The sequence below is a fragment of the Roseobacter fucihabitans genome, from assembly GCF_014337925.2.
Classification (GTDB): Bacteria; Pseudomonadota; Alphaproteobacteria; order Rhodobacterales; family Rhodobacteraceae; genus Roseobacter; species Roseobacter fucihabitans.
The window spans coordinates 3,316,227-3,332,283 of the sequence record NZ_CP143423.1; the positions used below are offsets into that span (position 1 = coordinate 3,316,227).

Genomic DNA, 16,057 nt, shown 5'->3' on the forward strand with positions numbered 1-16,057 from the left:
ATGGCGCTTACGTCGTCGAAGACCCTTACGCTACCGGGCTTGTGCGTCCGGGTCGTCGCATTAATCGCTGTAATCGTCCTTGCCGCGTGGGGCGTTCACCTGATCCGCGACGCGTTGGACCTTCAGATCCGACCGGACAACGAACAGCAGGTTCACAAAGCGATTATGATCGGCGCAGTGGCCTATATCGGGCTGCTTGCGATGCCCTTCGTACCGGGCGCCGAAATCGGCATCGCGCTGCTTGCGGCGTTCGGCGCGGCAATCGCCCCCTTGATCTACGTGTGTACTGTGGCCGCGATGATGTTGGCCTTCACGATTGGACGGTTCATGCCAATCAGCGCGCTAGAACGGCTTTTCCGGGTTTTACGCTTGGTGCAAGCGGCTGACTTGGTGGCGAGAGCTGCTCCATTGTCCAAAGATGACCGGCTCGCAATGCTGCTGGAAGGGCAATCCAAACGCGCTGTATCAATTGCCGTGCGGTATCGCTACGTCGCAATGGCTCTTGCCGTTAACATGCCAGGCAATTCTATCATCGGCGGTGGTGGTGGGATCATGATTATCGCCGGATTGAGCGGGATATTCACACCGCTTGCCACCTTCCTCACCATCATGATTGCCGTTTCGCCCGTGCCGCTTGCGGTCCTGTTCTTGGGCCTATCCGTGTAGTCGATGTCGTCATCAGAGATCGCATCAAATTTCACACGATCATCAGCGCTCATTTTGGGTGGCTTCTCTGGGTCGAGAGTGTGTTTAACAGTGGGCATCTTAGTTTTAGCCCATTGGATCGAGTGAGATATTGAGCGTCGTGCCTGTGGCCTCGGCATACCGCTTGAGTGCGTCGACAGAGACGTTGATACCGCCTTCCATCTTGGCAATCCGAGACTGTGTAACCTTCATTTTCTCGGCAACATCTGCCTGTGTCATGCCCGCCAGTGTCCGTGCCTTGATCAACGCGCCTGCAACCGCAAATTCTGGTGCAAGAGCCTCATACTCAGCGACAAAATCGGGGTCTTTCATCCATTGTTTTTTTAGATCAGCAAAATCCGTCATGTGATGTCCTCCGCTCGTTTGAGAGCCAGTTTGATTTCTCGGCGTGGAGTCTTTTGTGTCTTCTTTTTGAAGACCCTGACAACGACAACACGCTTAGGCTTGGCAACCACGTAAAACGCCCGTGAGATGCCGTCTCTGCCCTTCATGCGGATTTCCCACAAACCTTGTTCAAGATGCTTCACATAGGGTTCATGGACGTTCTGAAGACCGTGTTCTGTGATGAGATCAGCAATCCATGTAAATTTGGCTTGTTGGTCTTTTGGTAGAGCATTGAGTTCTTCAAGAACCTCGTCGTTTAGCAGTTCAATTTTCCACATACTTATTCCATATATGTTATATTCCGACCGAATTGTCAAGAAAGCTAAGGTCTAACCCCTGTGCCTACCCGAGATCATTGGGTAGTTAGTCCACCCTGCCTCAGACAGCGCGGAATCTAAAGAATGGTGACTGAAAAACATCGTCATCCTGCAAGCGTTTTAGAAACAAAGGGAAAGATTTTAGAGAACGCCCAGCACCCACCAAAGACGGTGATCATGACAGCCAAGAGCTTCAATTTACGGTCGATCTCCATCAACCACTGAACAAACTCTGAGCTACTCCCCAATCGTTGGACAAGTTCTGGCGTAAATTAAGCTACTCTTTGCACCTGCTGATCGGGGTTGGTTGTTTCATTTCTCTGCCCGTAGACCACCGCAGGCGGCTTGCCGCCAAGTGAGGAATGCGGGCGCTTGTGATTGTAGAGCTCGATCCATTTCCTGACGCCAGCTTTGGCCTCTGATCCGGTTTCCCAGGCGTGCAGATAGCCGCAAGTAGCCCCAATGTCGGCTTCTGGCTCGAGCAGGTTTTTGGCAGAAAAATTTGGGCTTACGTACTGCCAGCAGTATTTCTCTGCTGGTCAACATTCTTTCACTGGTACCGACCGCAGCGGCTACGATATCCTGCTGGAGGCGAATGGCATCGAACGGCACGTTCAAATGAAATCCAGCTTCGTTGGAGCCAAAACGTCCAGGCAAAAAGTCAATATCAGATTGGCGGACAAGCCATCAGGCTGCGTGATCTGGGTGCGCTTTGATCCGGAAACCTTGAAACTGGCTGAATTCCTGTGGTTCGGTGCATCACCCGGAAAGCAATTGCCGGAGCTCGGCGACCGGATTGGGAAGCACGAAAAAGGCGATCAACACGGATACAAAGCCCAGCGTTCAGCCATTCGGGTTATCAACAAGGGCAAGTTTGAACTCGTAGGCAGCATGCCGGATCTTGCTGACCGCCTGTTCATACCAGACTTAACATAATGGCGCTTACAGCCGGTCACAAACATGTAGCCCACAGTTGTATTTCGAATCCGCTTTCAGGCTTCGGCGACGGCGTCACGCAAGGCTCTGAGTTGGCGGCTCGCAAACACGATGGATGCCGACTTCTGCGTCGGGGCATTGAATGAGGCGATCGCCAGACACGGCCCGCACGAGATCATGAACACCGATCAAGGATCGCAGTTCACTGGATCGGTCTGGATCACGACGCTGACCGAGGCCGGATACGCATATCGATGGACGGTCGGGGGCGATATCTCGACAACACCTTCATCGAATTGCTGTGGCGCAGCCTGAAGCAGGAGGACATCTGCCTCGAAGATATCCAGGACGGCTTTCAAGTGTCCGTCGTCAGAATTTTCAGGAGCACTGAGCGTTTTTGCTAACCGAGGTTCTGGTCCATCACTGGGTTCATTTTAAGCGCCCCCATTCTACACTTGATCAGCTCACGCCGGACGACGCATACTTGGCAGGCATGGAACAGCAAAAGACAGCATGAAACCTAACCCGATACACCTTAGCAAAGCTGTCCGAAAAGCTGGGCCCACTTCAGTTGCGGGTCAGTGATCAGGGAAATGAGCCTCGCCGCACGGTTTTTGTAATGCAATGTATGCTGCTCATCGCATGTGACAAAATTTCGTGTGAATCAGTCCTATGAACAGTGTACCCTATGCGCTTCCACTCATCTTGAGCGGCCTGCTCAAGGTCCCGCCTAACCTGGGGATCGACACCAAATCTTGCGGCCTCAACGTCATCTGCATATGTACTTAGAACGACATTTTTGGTGCCATCAAAATTTTCGATGACAACGTTGTTGAAAGTCAAGTTATAGAATTCATTCATGGCCCGGTATCCTTCTCCGTTCACGTTGCCGTGGACCATGAACAGTGGAAGATGACGTACTTCGAAATGCCGGTTTAGTTGTTGTTCTGTTTGTTCGAAAAAGGAATCATAGCGGTCGATGTCGACGCCGCCCTGCTCGGGGCGCGTGCCGACGATGTCCTTGGCGAATTTTGGCCGACCCAGGAACACGATCTCCTTGCCGTCGTTTCCTGTGACCCCGGTCCGCGTCACGTACATGTCGATGTGGAAAATGGGCTGGGTCCCATATCCCGTCAGCTTTCTGTCTTGGTACCAATTGAAATCTCCGGAATCGGCCCCCCCCAGAAAAAGAATGTCCGTCCCGAAGAGAGAGGCATAGCGACCCGCAATATCCTGAACGGTCTTCAAGCCGAAGCGCCCCAAGTTCCGGATCATGTAGTCCATACCCACAAGCGTGAGGTCGCTTCCGCCGAGGATATTCCCACCCTGAAAGTAGAGGTATGACTGAAGCGCAGAAATGTTGGTTTGCGTCGCGATTTCGTCTGCCACGGCCATATCATCTTGGCGCGGGAACAGGATACCTTCCGCCAGGATCTGTTGCCCGCTGCTACCCCTTAGCCCGACATAAGCGTCTTGCGCCCATATCGTGAAATTGAATTTCGACATTTCAACGATATTCAGGTGAATGCCCGACGCCAGGTCGCTCCACGTCTCGACTGCAGGGCGGGTATCGGGGTGGCAGACGATCGTATATTCCCGGTTGTCGCCAAGGGCCGCTATCAGCGTTCTGAAATGCCGCACCTCGCGCGGGTCCAGACTCACGTTGCCTTTTCCGTCGCGATAATATGGCACCGTGATCAGCAAATTCTCGATCCGCCCAAGACAGGATGGACTGATCCTCGTGTGCATGGCGCGCGCGAATGCCTCGCTAAAGTGCCGCGTGCTGAACGCCGCATCCGGGGCGTCCATGGTATTGGCGATCATTTTCTCAATTTCGGCGGGATCCAACGGACTACCGCCGGATAGTCGGCCAGTGGAGTCTTGCAGGCTTTCGCCCGCCGCTTCTAGGGCGCGGTCAAACGTGTCTAAGGTCGGGTATATTTCGTTGAAATTTGGCGGGCGAGAGATATCCACTGGATCGACCTTTTGGGTAAGAACGGATTTGCGCTTGCACGTACGGGATTGCAGCGCGCGCAAGCATGGAGTTCGATGGGCCTGAAACAGCGCCCCATCAAGTGAGATCCTGATTCAGCAGATCGAGTATTGGCTTCAGAGGTTCGTCGTTGAAGTTTTCCGATATGGTGCTGTACGCCGCGCTTTTGTCTCGGATCGCATCCTTTGCAAAATCAAGTATCGGCGCGGGGTTGCTATACAAATGCGGGATCAGACGCAGCGCAAGCACCCAGGAGCCGACATTGTCGGTCAGGTAATGAACGCCGGCGAAGACTCGTCTGTCACCCCAGTCAACCGCATATTGTTTCAATGCTTCGACTGCCTCGGCATTCCCGAACCCGCGCGCGGTCCAGGCAGCAAACGCATTGCATCCTCCCAATATGCCCTGAATGCAGTGCCCGCTCAGGATGGAGGGATGGACACCGGTGTGTGTCACGCTATCGGCGGTCGTCCATTGAAAATCGTCCATCCCGAAAACCGTCGCAGCGGTGTAGGGGCGCGGGCGCATGAACAGTTCCTTGATGTCCCAGATACTTGGCTGGACGCGACCGATATTTCCCCAAAAATCGCTTTCAAACTGGGTCAGGGTATCGACGACAGCCCCATCGCTCATGACGTGTTTGGGAGCAATGTCACCAAAATATGCCGCGAAGTTGGAGCCGGTGCTCCGGGACGCGAAATTGTCGAAGCTTCTCGTGTCGGCATCTTCAAAACAATCCTGTTCACGGTCGAACCGTCCGGCATCCTCAACGATGTAATGCCATCCATGTTGACGATGCTTCGTAGCCGGCAGGTCCGGATGCACATCCGGCTGTTGCGTCAGGATGTCGGACTGTTGGAACGCGGCAAGGCAGATGCGCAGGTCGGCCTCTGCCACGGCTTCGAAGATCGGTGTGTCGCCGCCGACAAAACTGGCGGTCGACCCACCAGTCCACGCGCCGCCTTCCCACCTCGGCCAGATCAGGTTTGAAACATCGTCCAGCCATCCCTGAAGCAACGCTTGATACTGGCTGTCGTCTCCCTTGAAATTCGGCATCTTGCGAAACAGGCCCACCCTAGAATTCTTGTAGGCCGTCTTCAAATTTCCATGTGGTTCAAGTTTCATAACGTCCTCCTGAAAAATGAATTAACGAAGACCGGCTTTTTCCATTCCGCCGACAACAATTTCGCGATGATCGGGGTTGACGATCGGGTAGTCCGGGGATCGAAACATATCGATCGTAAGGTCGGGCTCACGCGCGACAAGACGATCGAGCAATCCCCGGGCTTTTTCGATCCGGCCGAGATGGGCGTAGGCCACGGACAGGTCCATAGCCGCCGGCCGGAAATTCGGCACACCGGCGAGCGCTCTCTCGCCGAAATGAACGGCTTCAGCCAAATCCCCTGCCAAGAGATGGACAAAACAGCTGTAACTCTCTGAAATCGGTTGGACGAGGCTGTATTTTCCCAGTTTCCGAAAGTTCGAGATGGCCAGCAGGGCTTCGTCGAACTTTCCGGAATAGGCACAGGAAAGCCCGTAATACCCCCAGCAAATCGCGTTCCCGGGTGCCAGCCTGATCGCTTCCGAGGTAAGCTTCAGCCCGACATTGAAATCCCGGAAAAGATAGGCGGTGGCGTGACCGGCAAAACTGCGCACCAATGCGTTTGTGGGATCTCGGAAAACGGCTTGACGAAATTTGTCCCGCACGTCGCCAAGGCTTGGAATGGTGCCAATTCTTTCTCCAATCAAAAATACCTGTCCCATACCAGCCAAGGCCAGATATAATCCGCTCGGGTCGATTTCCGAGGCACGTCGTGCGCACCGCTCCATTTCCCGAATGTCGACCGTCCCGGGACAGACAATTCCTCGAAACGCGGTAAATGCGTTGGCTTCCGCCAAAAGCTGCACTTCGCCGGACCGACGCAAGACTTCTTCGTTGGAAATCAGGAAATCTTGGAATTGCTGAACAATATCGTACTCAAGATACTTGAAACCGTGACGGGTGTAGGCACTCAGCTCGCGGCGAAACTGCCACAAGATCTTGCCGAAACCGTTCGATGCTGTCGCGGTTGCAACTCCGTCGCCGCCGGTGACGCCAACGCGTACCACCACTTTGATATCCCGCGGTCCAGGGTTCAGGCCCAGGCCGCCAAGGTATCTGCAATCACACAAGGACGAAGACCCGAGGTTGCGAGCCCGTTCAATCAAGGCATCTACCAAGCGATCAGCAATCTCGTCGCATCCGGACTTGCCGCCGTTAACCTGCCGAACGTCGAAGATGATCTGACGCGCCGCGATTTCAGGCTGGGAGGACGGCGAGGTGCGAACCGCCTCCCTTGAAGCTTCGAACCATTGGCGCGTATTCCGCAGCCAATCTTCGAAGCTGTCGTCGCGGATGTCGATGCCTTGCAGAAGTTCTTCACCTGGCCGGACCGTGTCTTCTGACAGATGATCGAAGTAGAAGTATTCGGGATCGAGCCAGATGTCCGACCGATCTGCGCCGATAGCGTCAGGGAGCACTTTTCGCAAATTCGAGAGGGCATGGCGCAAACTGCCGGCACCCTGCTGATCGCCACGGTCCGACCAAAGATGCGTTTGCAGCCATTTTCGCGATTGCCTGTGACCTTCGGTCAGGGTCAGAATTGCCAGAAGCGCGCACTCTTTTCGTCCCTTTGGGCGGCAGCACTTCCCAGCCTCAGAAATCAAGTCAAACGGACCGATTACTTTGATCGTATACTTGGCCATCTTGAACAAATTCTCTCGCCAAACAATCCGACCAATATGGCGCACGTCGTGTTTTTTGTAAACAGACCGGCCAAGCGCAGCTTTGGCAACGACATCTGAATACGGCCGGCTTTTGGGGTCGTAGCCGTCGCCTTGTAAAATTGATTGCTCCGCCATTGACTTAGCCTTTGTTCAGACTGGGCGATATTGATGACCGCGAAGATGCGCTGTGAAAATTGACAAGTCGAAACCGCCAGCGTTAGTCCGTCAAATCGCAATGAACAGGTCAACAAGTATTGCGATGCAGTCATAGATATCCTGGCGAATTCACTATGCGTTAACGCTGGCCTCACGGTAGGCTCATCACCGCCCGCTAACCTCCGAATGATCAGGAGGTATTTCAGAATGAGTTTTCCAGATCCGAATCGCCGACAGGCTGCTGCTGAAGCGCGTAACGCTGCCACGTTACTCTCGACAGAGATTGATCATCCTTCTCATACGCGCAACCAGGACGAAAACCATCCCTATATTCACAGTTTCACGAAGGGTTTGCTTCACGGCGATAACGGGTTGTTGGAGAACCCCGGGGACTTTAAGATCTTTGCCGAAGGAACCGAATCGTCCGATCCGTCGGTGTTTCAGGCGGTGCCGCTCAACACCAGCGTGGCCACATTTCATGGCGCAACCCGGGCGGATTTCGACGTGCTCGAGTGCGAGGGTGACCGGAGACCATATCGTGAATGGGAGAGCCCGACCGCGGGCCACGCCTTCGTTCTCGAAGGGCCCGATCCGTTCGCATTGACGATGCCGCCGGCGCCCGCCGCCGGGTCAGCCGAGTTCGCGGCCGAGATGGCCGAGGTTTACCAGATGGCCCTGGCGCGGGACTGGCCCGTTGCCGGCTTCATGCACGAGGACCTCGTTGCGGGTCTTCGCAAAGCCGATGGTGGCGCCGTGTCCAACGCCGGCAAGAAACGACTCAAGGACGCTCAGGAACGTGTCAGCGTCGCCGCCGACCGGCTGACCGACATGCGTTGGTTCAAAGGTGTTCCGGATGGGCGCGACACTGCGGTCGAAGAACAGCGCCGCCGGCGCCGGTTCAACATCCCGCAGACGGCCTCCAACCTGTTCCGGGGCGCTGGTGAGGATCCATGGGAAACCCCGTTTCTTTCACAGTTCATGATCATGGGCGACGGGGGATGCAAACGCGACGTGGCTGCGCGCGCGTCCGGAAAGATCGCCTTTGGCGCGCAGCTGATCGACCAGAAGGTCCGGTTTGCAACGCCTGAAAAGGATTTCATGACGACGTGGCGCGACTGGCTGGATGTGCAGAACGCCCTCAACGCGCGCCCCTTGGTTGGCGATGCGCAATATGTCACTGACGCTGGCAAGGTGCAGTTCAGGACAATGGCCGCCCTGCGCGACATGGCGACCTACGTGCACGACGATCAGCTCTATCAGGCGTACCTGAACGCGGCCCTGATCATGCTGAGTGAACGGTTCGGCTTCGATCCGGATATCCCCTATCACGGTCAAACCAACAACGCGTCGCCGCGGTGGAACCGCGAACCGTTTGCGCTCTTCGGCGGCCCACATCTTCTGACGCTGCTTTCAGAGGTATCGAGTCGAGCGCTCAAGGCCGTGCGCGGGCAAAAATTCACGGTTCATCGCAGACTGCGGCCCGAAGCCGCCGGCGCGCTCTTCCACAAGATCTACTCGGGCTACAACCCGAACCGCGAACATGGCGGGTCAAGCTACGCAACCGGAGACGGTTCGGCCGAAGCCCTGGCCCGGGCGTCGCTGGGGCAGACGCTAGCAACCTATACATTCCCGACCGGAGGCGGAACCGAGCCACCGCTCGAAAGCATCCTGTCGGACATTCGCCTCCACAATGCGGATCAAACCGGCGAGGATCCCAACGATCTGGACCGCGCGAAATGGCTCTTGCCCATGGCCTTTCCGGAAGGCTCGCCGATGCATCCGGCCTATGGTGCGGGGCACGCCACCGTCGCCGGGGCCTGCGTTACGATGCTGAAGGCATTCTTCAACATGCGCGACGCCAATGACACCACCCGACCGGCCTATCTGGTCGAACCCGGCGGCCCGGCACTGGTTCCCGATTGCGGCAGCAATGTCGGCGATGGATCGATCGACATGCTGGGCGTGGACATTGACCGCGGCCTGACGCTCGAAGGCGAACTGAACAAGCTGATGTGGAACATCTCGAACGCCCGCAATGTGGCCGGTGTGCATTATTACACCGACTACATTGAGTCTGCGCTGTTGGGAGAGGCGATCACGATCGGCATCCTGCGCGAGCAGATGCTTTGCTACGAGCCTGACGAAAGCGTATCGATGACCGTCCCGCTGTTGACCCGACGAACACTGCCCGAGACGCTGCTGAACGGAAGCACAATTGGCAAGGACGATGCTGTCGATGTCGTGAAAATCAACCGGCACGGCCATCTCGAAGCCGCCAGCGCGACACCCCGGCCCTAACCGAATTTCCTTAAAGCAAACCACGCCGACCGCCTCTTGCGGGCGGCGTAAGGCCCCCATTCAGTCAGAGGAGGACACCATGGCCGAGAACAAACGTACAACCGGACCGTTCACACTGCGCGACGACCGAGACCTTGATAAGGCGCTTGAGGACTACACGCACATCTATCATGGCGGTGCGCGCTGCTCGACAGATACGATTGGGCACGCGACGCCTGACGATATGTCGCTGCAAGATCTGGTCCTTCATGCGCCACAGGGGTTCATTCCGCTTTGGGCCGAGGGCGTCACGTTGCGCTGGCGCTTCCAGGAGCGCTCGGTCCAGCAGTTCGTCGATCCCGACGCCGCCAAGGACTACGTCCGCGATCTGTTGGCGGACGCCGCGCTGGCGTGGGGCGCGGCGGTGCCCGTCCGCTTTGCCGAGTCACATCAGCCGTGGGACTTCGAAATCAAGTTGAGCGCGCGCGACGATTGCGATCCGAGGGGCTGCACACTTGCGAGCGCTTTTTTCCCGGACGCCGGGCAGCACGAACTCGAACTTTTCCCACTGATGTTCCGCAACGACAGGGACGAGCAAATTGAAACCATGGCCCATGAGTTGGGGCACGTCTTTGGCCTTCGCCACTTTTTCGCACAAACGCGCGAGGCAATTGTTCCAAGCGTAGAGTTTGGAACACAGGATCCAAATTCGATCATGAATTACGGCCCGCAAAGTGAACTGACGGACACGGACATTTCCGATTTGATCGCGCTCTACTCCCGCGTCTGGTCGGGTGATCTGACCCATGTCAACGGTACGCCCATTCACCTGGTTGAGCCGTACAGCGCCACAAACGCACGCGCGCTGCCGCCGGCTCTGGTCGCGAGGTCTCAATCATACGCCGCACGCACGAAAAGCGCCTGACAGCGGGCTCACACCGAAGGTGGGGGCCAGCACACCGCTGCCCGCCTGGCCCCGCCCATTGCAACGATATTCAGACAGGAGAACCGCCGTGCCCCTTTCTTGGCAACCAACATCACTCCCCGCCGCAGGATCTCGAACCGACGACGTTTGGTTCAACGACAAGAATGTTGGTTGGGCAGTAAACTCGGACGGCAAGGTCTATCACACGACCGATGGTGCCGAGACATGGGTGGAGCAACGGCTGTTTGCCGATAGTTATCTAAGGTGTCTGTCTTTCTCGTCAAATCAAAAGGGTTGGATCGGTACGCTTTCGGGTCCGCACAGCCTCTACCGAACCGATGATGGGGGCGCCAGCTGGAACCCGGTGTCGGATCTGCCCGACGGCGGCCCGGCCCGGATCTGTGGCCTCGTCGCGGTAAATGACGACGTCATATTCGCGGCTGGCACAAACTATCCCGACGAGCCTGCAGGCGTCATATGCAGCCGGGACGGCGGGACGACATGGGACCTGCTCGATCTCGGTTTGGATCCAGCGCTCTTGGTCGACATCTACTTCGAAGATGAAAACACCGGCTGGGTGGTCGGCGGCCTTGATGAGGTGCGACACCCCGCGCGCGACACGGTGCGGCGCGATGTCATTCCCGTGGTTCTGTCGACGATAGACGGTGGGCAAAGCTGGACCAACGCAATTGGATTGCCAATTGCCCTCGGGGCGTTTCCGCGCGGCGAATGGGGCTGGAAGATCCAAAGGCTCGGCGCACAGACAATACTCGTATCCTTGGAAAACCTGCACGATGGCGCAATCCTGAGGTCGGACGACCTCGGCGCAACCTGGGAGCGCCTGCCGATCAACGACCGCCAGCGCAATGCCAATCTGGAAGGCATTGGTTTCCTCGACAAGGATCATGGCTGGGTTGGGGGCTGGGGGGACCTGTTCTTTCAGGGCGGGTTTACCAGTGAGACCAGCGACGGCGGCCGCACCTGGGACGACGCCAATCACGTAGGTTTCCGGCTCAACCGGTTTCGGTTTATCGGCGATCCTGTCGAAGTAGGATATGCCAGCGGCGACACGGTCTACAAACTCTCCGACGCGCCTGCACCCTCTGTCGCAACTCTTCGGCAAGCCGTCGAAGAACCTGCGGGCGACCAAAGCATCTCTCTCGAAATCGATGTTCCGGAAGAAACGCAAAGCCTCGTCGTCCTCGTCTGGGAGCGCTTCGGACGCGAAGTGCGCCGTCTCGTGTCCGAAGCCCACCCTCAGCCCGGGCGCCGTCAAATCAGTTGGGACCTCACCGATGCCGAGGGTGTCGTCGTTCCTGCGGGAAGCTTCATCGTGCGCGTGGTGACTGACGAAAGTTCAACAAGCCGGGTCATTCACCGGCGCATTCTACCAAGCCAAATCAAACAGGAGAGCCAGCCATGACAACCCGAATCTACAGCGTTGACGCAATTGATCTTACTCTCAAAAAAAGGAACCCACACTCTCTGTTGATCAGCTGCACGGGGCGCGTCACCAGCAGCGGCTGGTCAGACATCCATCTGTCTCCATTCGTGTACGTCGCGCCGCCGGCGGATGGCATCCTGGACTGCGACCTGGTCGGGACGGCTCCCGGTCCCGGCGAAATCGTCATCCCGGTGCTGACTAAGGTTGCCGCGCATCTGGTCGTTGACGACGTCGACAACTATTGGGGCAAGGATCAGCCGGTCGAAGGCGTTCGTGTGCACGCCAGCCAGAATACCAAGGTCGCGACGTTGGAAGATATCGCGACCGGCATGACCGCGGCGCGCATTCTGGACGCGACCGACGGACCAATCCCGTCGGCACCAAGCTACGAGGCAGACATCAAACCGCTGTTTCGCGTTCGCGATGCCGTGGTGATGAAGAACATCAGCGGTTTCGATCTGCACGCCTACGAGGATGTGGTGACCTGGGCCGATCGCATCCTGGAAACACTTGAAGCCAAAAGGATGCCCTGTGACGGCGCCTGGCCGGCGCAAGATGTCTCGCTGTTCAAGGCCTGGATCGACACCGGGAAGGCCGCCTAAAGCCGCAGTGTCTGCCCCCGCATCGCAGGGAAGGACGACACTGACACGACGCAACTGCCAGAGCGCGCGCCGGTCCTAGGACGTCAGGTCGCGGCGGCGCTCCCGGGCGCGAGGAGACCGATATGCGCATACACTCATATTTTTCCACAAAGCTCTTTTCGCGCCCCGAATTCGGGGCAGACGGGGCCAACTTGGCAGCGGCGCTAAGCCAATCGCCTCCTCCTGCGGTCTCGCCCCGACTTGAGCCTCGGGACGAAACTGTCTTCTGGCTGACGGCCGCGGCCGAGGTCGAACATTTTCTCATGACCCACTACCTCTTCGCGGCCTACACCTTGAAACTGGTTGACGGTGGTGGCACCTCGGAAGATTTCAAGGCGCTGCAAACAGCATTGCTGCAGATTGCCCGTGAAGAAATGGGGCATCTGATTACCGTGCAGAACCTGCTGACACTTGTGGGGGCTCCATTGCATTTCGGACGAGAGCACTCGCCGTTCGCAAGCGAGATATATCCGTTCCGTTTCAAACTGGAGCGCGTGTCGCTGGACAGCCTGGCAAAATATGCGCTCGCCGAAAGTCCGATTGACCGGTCAGCTCTTGAGGCGGGTCTCGGTCCCGACGATTTGCGGCTTTACGACACCGAGATTGCCAGACGTGCCTTGGCCAGCAACGACGGCCATCCGGTTCGTCATGTCGGCCCCATCTTTGCCCGGCTCAGAGAATTGTTTGCCGATCATCTTACGGCGTCGGATCTGCGACTGGACCGGCACGATCGGCAGGCACGATGGCGCGATTGGGGATACAAGCCCAATCCACGCGACGGAATTGACACGGACCTTCGGGTATTGGTCCATTCCTTTGATCAGACCGATCCGGACGACGCACGTGAAGCCGCCGTTCAGGCCATTCAGGACATTGGCGATCAAGGCGAAGAAGCTGACCTCGACATGGGCGACGGCGAATCCCACTTCGAGCGGTTTTTTCAAGCCTACAAAGACCTTGCTGCAATCGAAGAGGTGCACGGCACCGCGCCGGTCTGGCCGGTATCGGCCAACCCCAATCTTTCCCTCGACGTTCAAGACGGCGCCGATAATGCCGGTCGGATAACGCTGCCTCGCACCCGCCTCTGGGCCCAGCTTTTCAACCTCAGATACCGACTTTTGCTAAGGTTCTTGTCGCACGCGTTGCAGTTGGACGGCCCGGTTTTTTTGACGGGCGGTGCGACGATGGGCGACCGGACGGCCAAGGGGCTTATCGTCTATTGGGCATTCAAGGAAATGCGGCGCTTGAAAAAGATTGCGGCAAAGCTCGTGCAATTGCCCGCGACCGATCTGCCGAATTCGCACCATGCGGGTCCGCCGTTCGAATTGCCATTCCGGTTGGACCTCGCGCCGGACGAAGGCGACAGGTGGGTCGGTCATCGCGATGTGTTTCGCGCTGCAATCACGCTTACAGAAAAGATGCAGGCCGAAGATCCGGATACCAACGATCCTTTCCTTGCCTATCTTCGTTCCGACGATGAGCAAAGCGCGTCAATTGCCGATGCAATGGCGGCCACGGGCAAGCTTCCGGCCAGTCTGAGTTTGGACGATTTCCAAAAGGTGGCGGCAATTCTTGATGAAGCTGTGCGCGGTTTTCCCGTTGCGGGCCCGCACAGTGCCTTTTGGCGAAACGCCACTCTATCAGATTTTTTGGGGCATGCTTTTGCGCCCGTTACGCCCGGAGATCCGGATGGTTCGGGGCTCATTCAACGCATCGCCGTCGCGGAAGATGGTGCAAATCTGATGCCCCGATATCGTCCGCGGATCGACCAACGACGGGTCGATTACATCGTAGATTGGATTGCACGTGGCGCGCCCGACAATGCGCCGCCGGGGCAGATCGGTATTGCCGAGGAACCGACACCAAGCCCCGAGCCAGCGCCACATCAAATGCCCCAGAAACAATGAGGAATGCAGCCATCTTCCCGGCAGCAGAATTTTCAAAGCTGTTAGACAGCAACAAAGTGCATGATTTGCCCGGTTCCGCTACGGTTTTGGCTCAGGGACAATTTGAAAATTCGTCGAGGTATCCTGCGATGATCCGATGCTCCAACAGAAAGAAGCGCGATCCCGCAAAACCCGATGTGCATGGTAGCAGCCTTTCGAACATTGATGTGGAACGGCTTCACTTTTTTCCTAGGCATGTTCCGCCCGAGCACAAACCGTCAGGTACAATCAATAGCGCAAGGGAAAAAATATATGGTACGTTGGTTGAAAATCGGCTGCAACAGAAAGATAAAGGTTGATTTCAACAATTGACACTCCCCCAATAACAAAAGGACTTTTCAAATGAAGATGATATTTGGCACCCTATACCTATTAATGGCAGCATCTCAGGCCTCTGCCGGTTGCCAAGAACATTGGGACGCGCGTGGCTTGGGCAGCGAGATGCAAGGTTTCTGCTCCGCAGTTGAAAACACCAATAGCGATGGCTTGGTTGTTATTATGAAAAAGAAGCCCAAGGGCTGCTCCCCTAAGGGACCAACGTCGGACTGCAATCCTGCATCTAGTATCTTGCAAGGTGATGGGGCCTATAATGGGCTTATGTGGTTCGACGCAGACGGTGGGTTCGGATTCGACATGCAAGATCGGCAAGGGCAAGATGGAGCCTTAGTCGCAGAAAATGGCGGTGCACCTCGCTACTATCACGAGCTGGAAGATCTGAGTACATCTGGCGCTATTGAGACGCATGAAATTGATGCTGACGGAGAATGGTTCGTGGTAGAGAACAATGGCTCGGATGATCTGCGTGCCTTCAATTCTAAGCTGATGCAGCAAAACAGTTGGGTGACATCCGCTCTTCAAAATGGGACAAACGTGATTTTCCTTCAACAGGAACAGTAGACGATGGAAGATCCGACAAACGCGTGTTTCAGGTTTTTTGGCGTGGATTTTTTGCCCTGTGACCATTTCCAATGGGCTCTAACTTCTTTTCTAAGTGTCGCGCTTGTCGGGGCCGTTGTAGCACTTATTGCTTTTCTATCGATTATATCTACGGCTTATCAAAGACGTGAAATTGTATCTGTGTTGGGCGCCTTGTTTGTAATGGCGTTGTTTGGTGGTCTGGTAGGATTTCACGGTGGCAACAGTCGGGTAGGCGTTGTCGGAGACGTCATTCCCGCTGTGGTTACACTTGTGGCTGGTGTGGCGGCCTATCTATTTGGTGTTTCTGAGCGAAAGCCGGGGCCATTGATGTTCCCGCTTTTGGGTGCTTTCGTAGCTACTCTATTCATGGGCTACAGCATGGGTTCGGCCAACCGCAACGGAGAACAAAGAGCGGCCCTCGCGGATGAGCAGTGCTTCAAGGCGCTGACCAATGTTGACATCTTGAAGTCCGAGGCAGCATTTGCACGCGCTCAACAGATATTCGGAACGACATGTGAAGTTTGGTGGGAATTGGACGGTGACCCGGACACTTGATCGTTCGAATGCTGACGACCGGAGACGAAACCAGGGGAACAGAAATCTGAGCGAAATTGCTATTCCCTGAAAGCCTTCGTGATTTCTCTGAAAG

15 protein-coding genes and 2 pseudogenes are annotated in these 16,057 nt (G+C 56.3%); 11 read left to right on the forward strand and 6 right to left on the reverse strand.

Going from position 1 to position 16,057, the window contains the following annotated elements:
* Nucleotides 1–666 carry a hypothetical protein gene (locus ROLI_RS16310; RefSeq protein WP_187430952.1) on the forward strand — a complete coding sequence of 222 codons (666 nt, stop codon included), beginning with the start codon at nucleotides 1–3 and terminating at the stop codon, nucleotides 664–666.
* 105 nt (nucleotides 667–771) lie between these two features.
* Here ROLI_RS16310 and ROLI_RS16315 read toward each other — a convergent pair whose 3' ends face one another.
* From ROLI_RS16315 to ROLI_RS16325, 3 genes and pseudogenes are all read right to left on the reverse strand, one after another.
* Nucleotides 772–1,050 (reverse strand): helix-turn-helix transcriptional regulator, encoded by a 279-nt coding sequence (locus ROLI_RS16315; RefSeq protein WP_187430953.1) that lies wholly within the window; start codon nucleotides 1,048–1,050, stop codon nucleotides 772–774.
* Nucleotides 1,047–1,367, reverse strand: a complete 321-nt coding sequence (locus ROLI_RS16320; RefSeq protein ID WP_187430954.1) for a type II toxin-antitoxin system RelE/ParE family toxin — start codon at nucleotides 1,365–1,367, stop codon at nucleotides 1,047–1,049. Before ROLI_RS16320 ends, ROLI_RS16315 begins: the two co-directional genes overlap by 4 nt.
* A gap of 311 nt (nucleotides 1,368–1,678) precedes the next feature.
* A pseudogene (locus ROLI_RS16325) lies at nucleotides 1,679–1,858 on the reverse strand (integrase core domain-containing protein); the annotation flags it as partial.
* Nucleotides 1,859–1,868: 10 nt separating this feature from the next.
* Between ROLI_RS16325 and ROLI_RS16330 the strand changes: the two are divergent.
* Both ROLI_RS16330 and ROLI_RS16335 read left to right on the forward strand, forming a co-directional pair.
* Complete coding sequence (locus ROLI_RS16330; RefSeq protein ID WP_187430955.1) at nucleotides 1,869–2,342, forward strand: hypothetical protein; 474 nt, start codon at nucleotides 1,869–1,871, stop codon at nucleotides 2,340–2,342.
* Nucleotides 2,343–2,414: 72 nt separating this feature from the next.
* Nucleotides 2,415–2,669, forward strand: a pseudogene (locus ROLI_RS16335) (DDE-type integrase/transposase/recombinase); the annotation flags it as partial.
* 258 nt (nucleotides 2,670–2,927) lie between these two features.
* Here the strand turns inward: ROLI_RS16335 and ROLI_RS16340 are convergent.
* The 3 genes from ROLI_RS16340 to ROLI_RS16350 all read right to left on the reverse strand — a co-directional run bounded on the left by ROLI_RS16340 (nucleotide 2,928) and on the right by ROLI_RS16350 (nucleotide 7,236).
* The gene (locus ROLI_RS16340) at nucleotides 2,928–4,316 is read right to left on the reverse strand and encodes a hypothetical protein (RefSeq protein ID WP_187430956.1); all 1,389 of its coding nucleotides are present in this window, start codon (nucleotides 4,314–4,316) and stop codon (nucleotides 2,928–2,930) included.
* Nucleotides 4,317–4,413: 97 nt separating this feature from the next.
* Nucleotides 4,414–5,460: a phosphatase PAP2 family protein gene (locus ROLI_RS16345; protein WP_187430957.1), complete on the reverse strand. Its 1,047-nt coding sequence runs from the start codon at nucleotides 5,458–5,460 to the stop codon at nucleotides 4,414–4,416.
* A 21-nt stretch (nucleotides 5,461–5,481) separates the two neighbouring features.
* Complete coding sequence (locus ROLI_RS16350; RefSeq protein ID WP_187430958.1) at nucleotides 5,482–7,236, reverse strand: tetratricopeptide repeat protein; 1,755 nt, start codon at nucleotides 7,234–7,236, stop codon at nucleotides 5,482–5,484.
* A 228-nt stretch (nucleotides 7,237–7,464) separates the two neighbouring features.
* On the opposite strand from ROLI_RS16350, the gene ROLI_RS16355 reads away from it, so the two are divergent.
* The 8 genes from ROLI_RS16355 (at nucleotide 7,465) to ROLI_RS16390 (ending at nucleotide 15,963) form a co-directional block, all read left to right on the forward strand.
* The gene (locus ROLI_RS16355; protein ID WP_187430959.1) at nucleotides 7,465–9,555 is read left to right on the forward strand and encodes a bromoperoxidase; all 2,091 of its coding nucleotides are present in this window, start codon (nucleotides 7,465–7,467) and stop codon (nucleotides 9,553–9,555) included.
* 79 nt (nucleotides 9,556–9,634) lie between these two features.
* Nucleotides 9,635–10,459 (forward strand): matrixin family metalloprotease, encoded by an 825-nt coding sequence (locus tag ROLI_RS16360; RefSeq protein ID WP_187430960.1) that lies wholly within the window; start codon nucleotides 9,635–9,637, stop codon nucleotides 10,457–10,459.
* A gap of 88 nt (nucleotides 10,460–10,547) precedes the next feature.
* Nucleotides 10,548–11,882: a YCF48-related protein gene (locus ROLI_RS16365; protein WP_187430961.1), complete on the forward strand. Its 1,335-nt coding sequence runs from the start codon at nucleotides 10,548–10,550 to the stop codon at nucleotides 11,880–11,882.
* A complete protein-coding gene (locus ROLI_RS16370) occupies nucleotides 11,879–12,505 on the forward strand; it encodes a hypothetical protein (RefSeq protein ID WP_222869593.1) in 627 nt (208 codons plus the stop codon). The genes ROLI_RS16365 and ROLI_RS16370 overlap by 4 nt, the downstream gene beginning before the upstream one ends.
* A 122-nt stretch (nucleotides 12,506–12,627) precedes the next feature.
* Complete coding sequence (locus ROLI_RS16375; protein ID WP_187430962.1) at nucleotides 12,628–14,451, forward strand: ferritin-like domain-containing protein; 1,824 nt, start codon at nucleotides 12,628–12,630, stop codon at nucleotides 14,449–14,451.
* Nucleotides 14,448–14,789, forward strand: a complete 342-nt coding sequence (locus tag ROLI_RS16380) for a hypothetical protein (protein WP_187430963.1) — start codon at nucleotides 14,448–14,450, stop codon at nucleotides 14,787–14,789. The genes ROLI_RS16375 and ROLI_RS16380 overlap by 4 nt, the downstream gene beginning before the upstream one ends.
* Nucleotides 14,790–14,832: 43 nt before the next feature.
* Entirely contained in the window at nucleotides 14,833–15,387 is a 555-nt protein-coding gene (locus ROLI_RS16385) for a hypothetical protein (RefSeq protein WP_187430964.1), read from the forward strand.
* 3 nt (nucleotides 15,388–15,390) lie between these two features.
* Nucleotides 15,391–15,963, forward strand: coding sequence for a hypothetical protein (locus ROLI_RS16390; protein ID WP_187430965.1), 573 nt, complete (start codon nucleotides 15,391–15,393; stop codon nucleotides 15,961–15,963).
* Nucleotides 15,964–16,057: the final 94 nt, after the last annotated feature.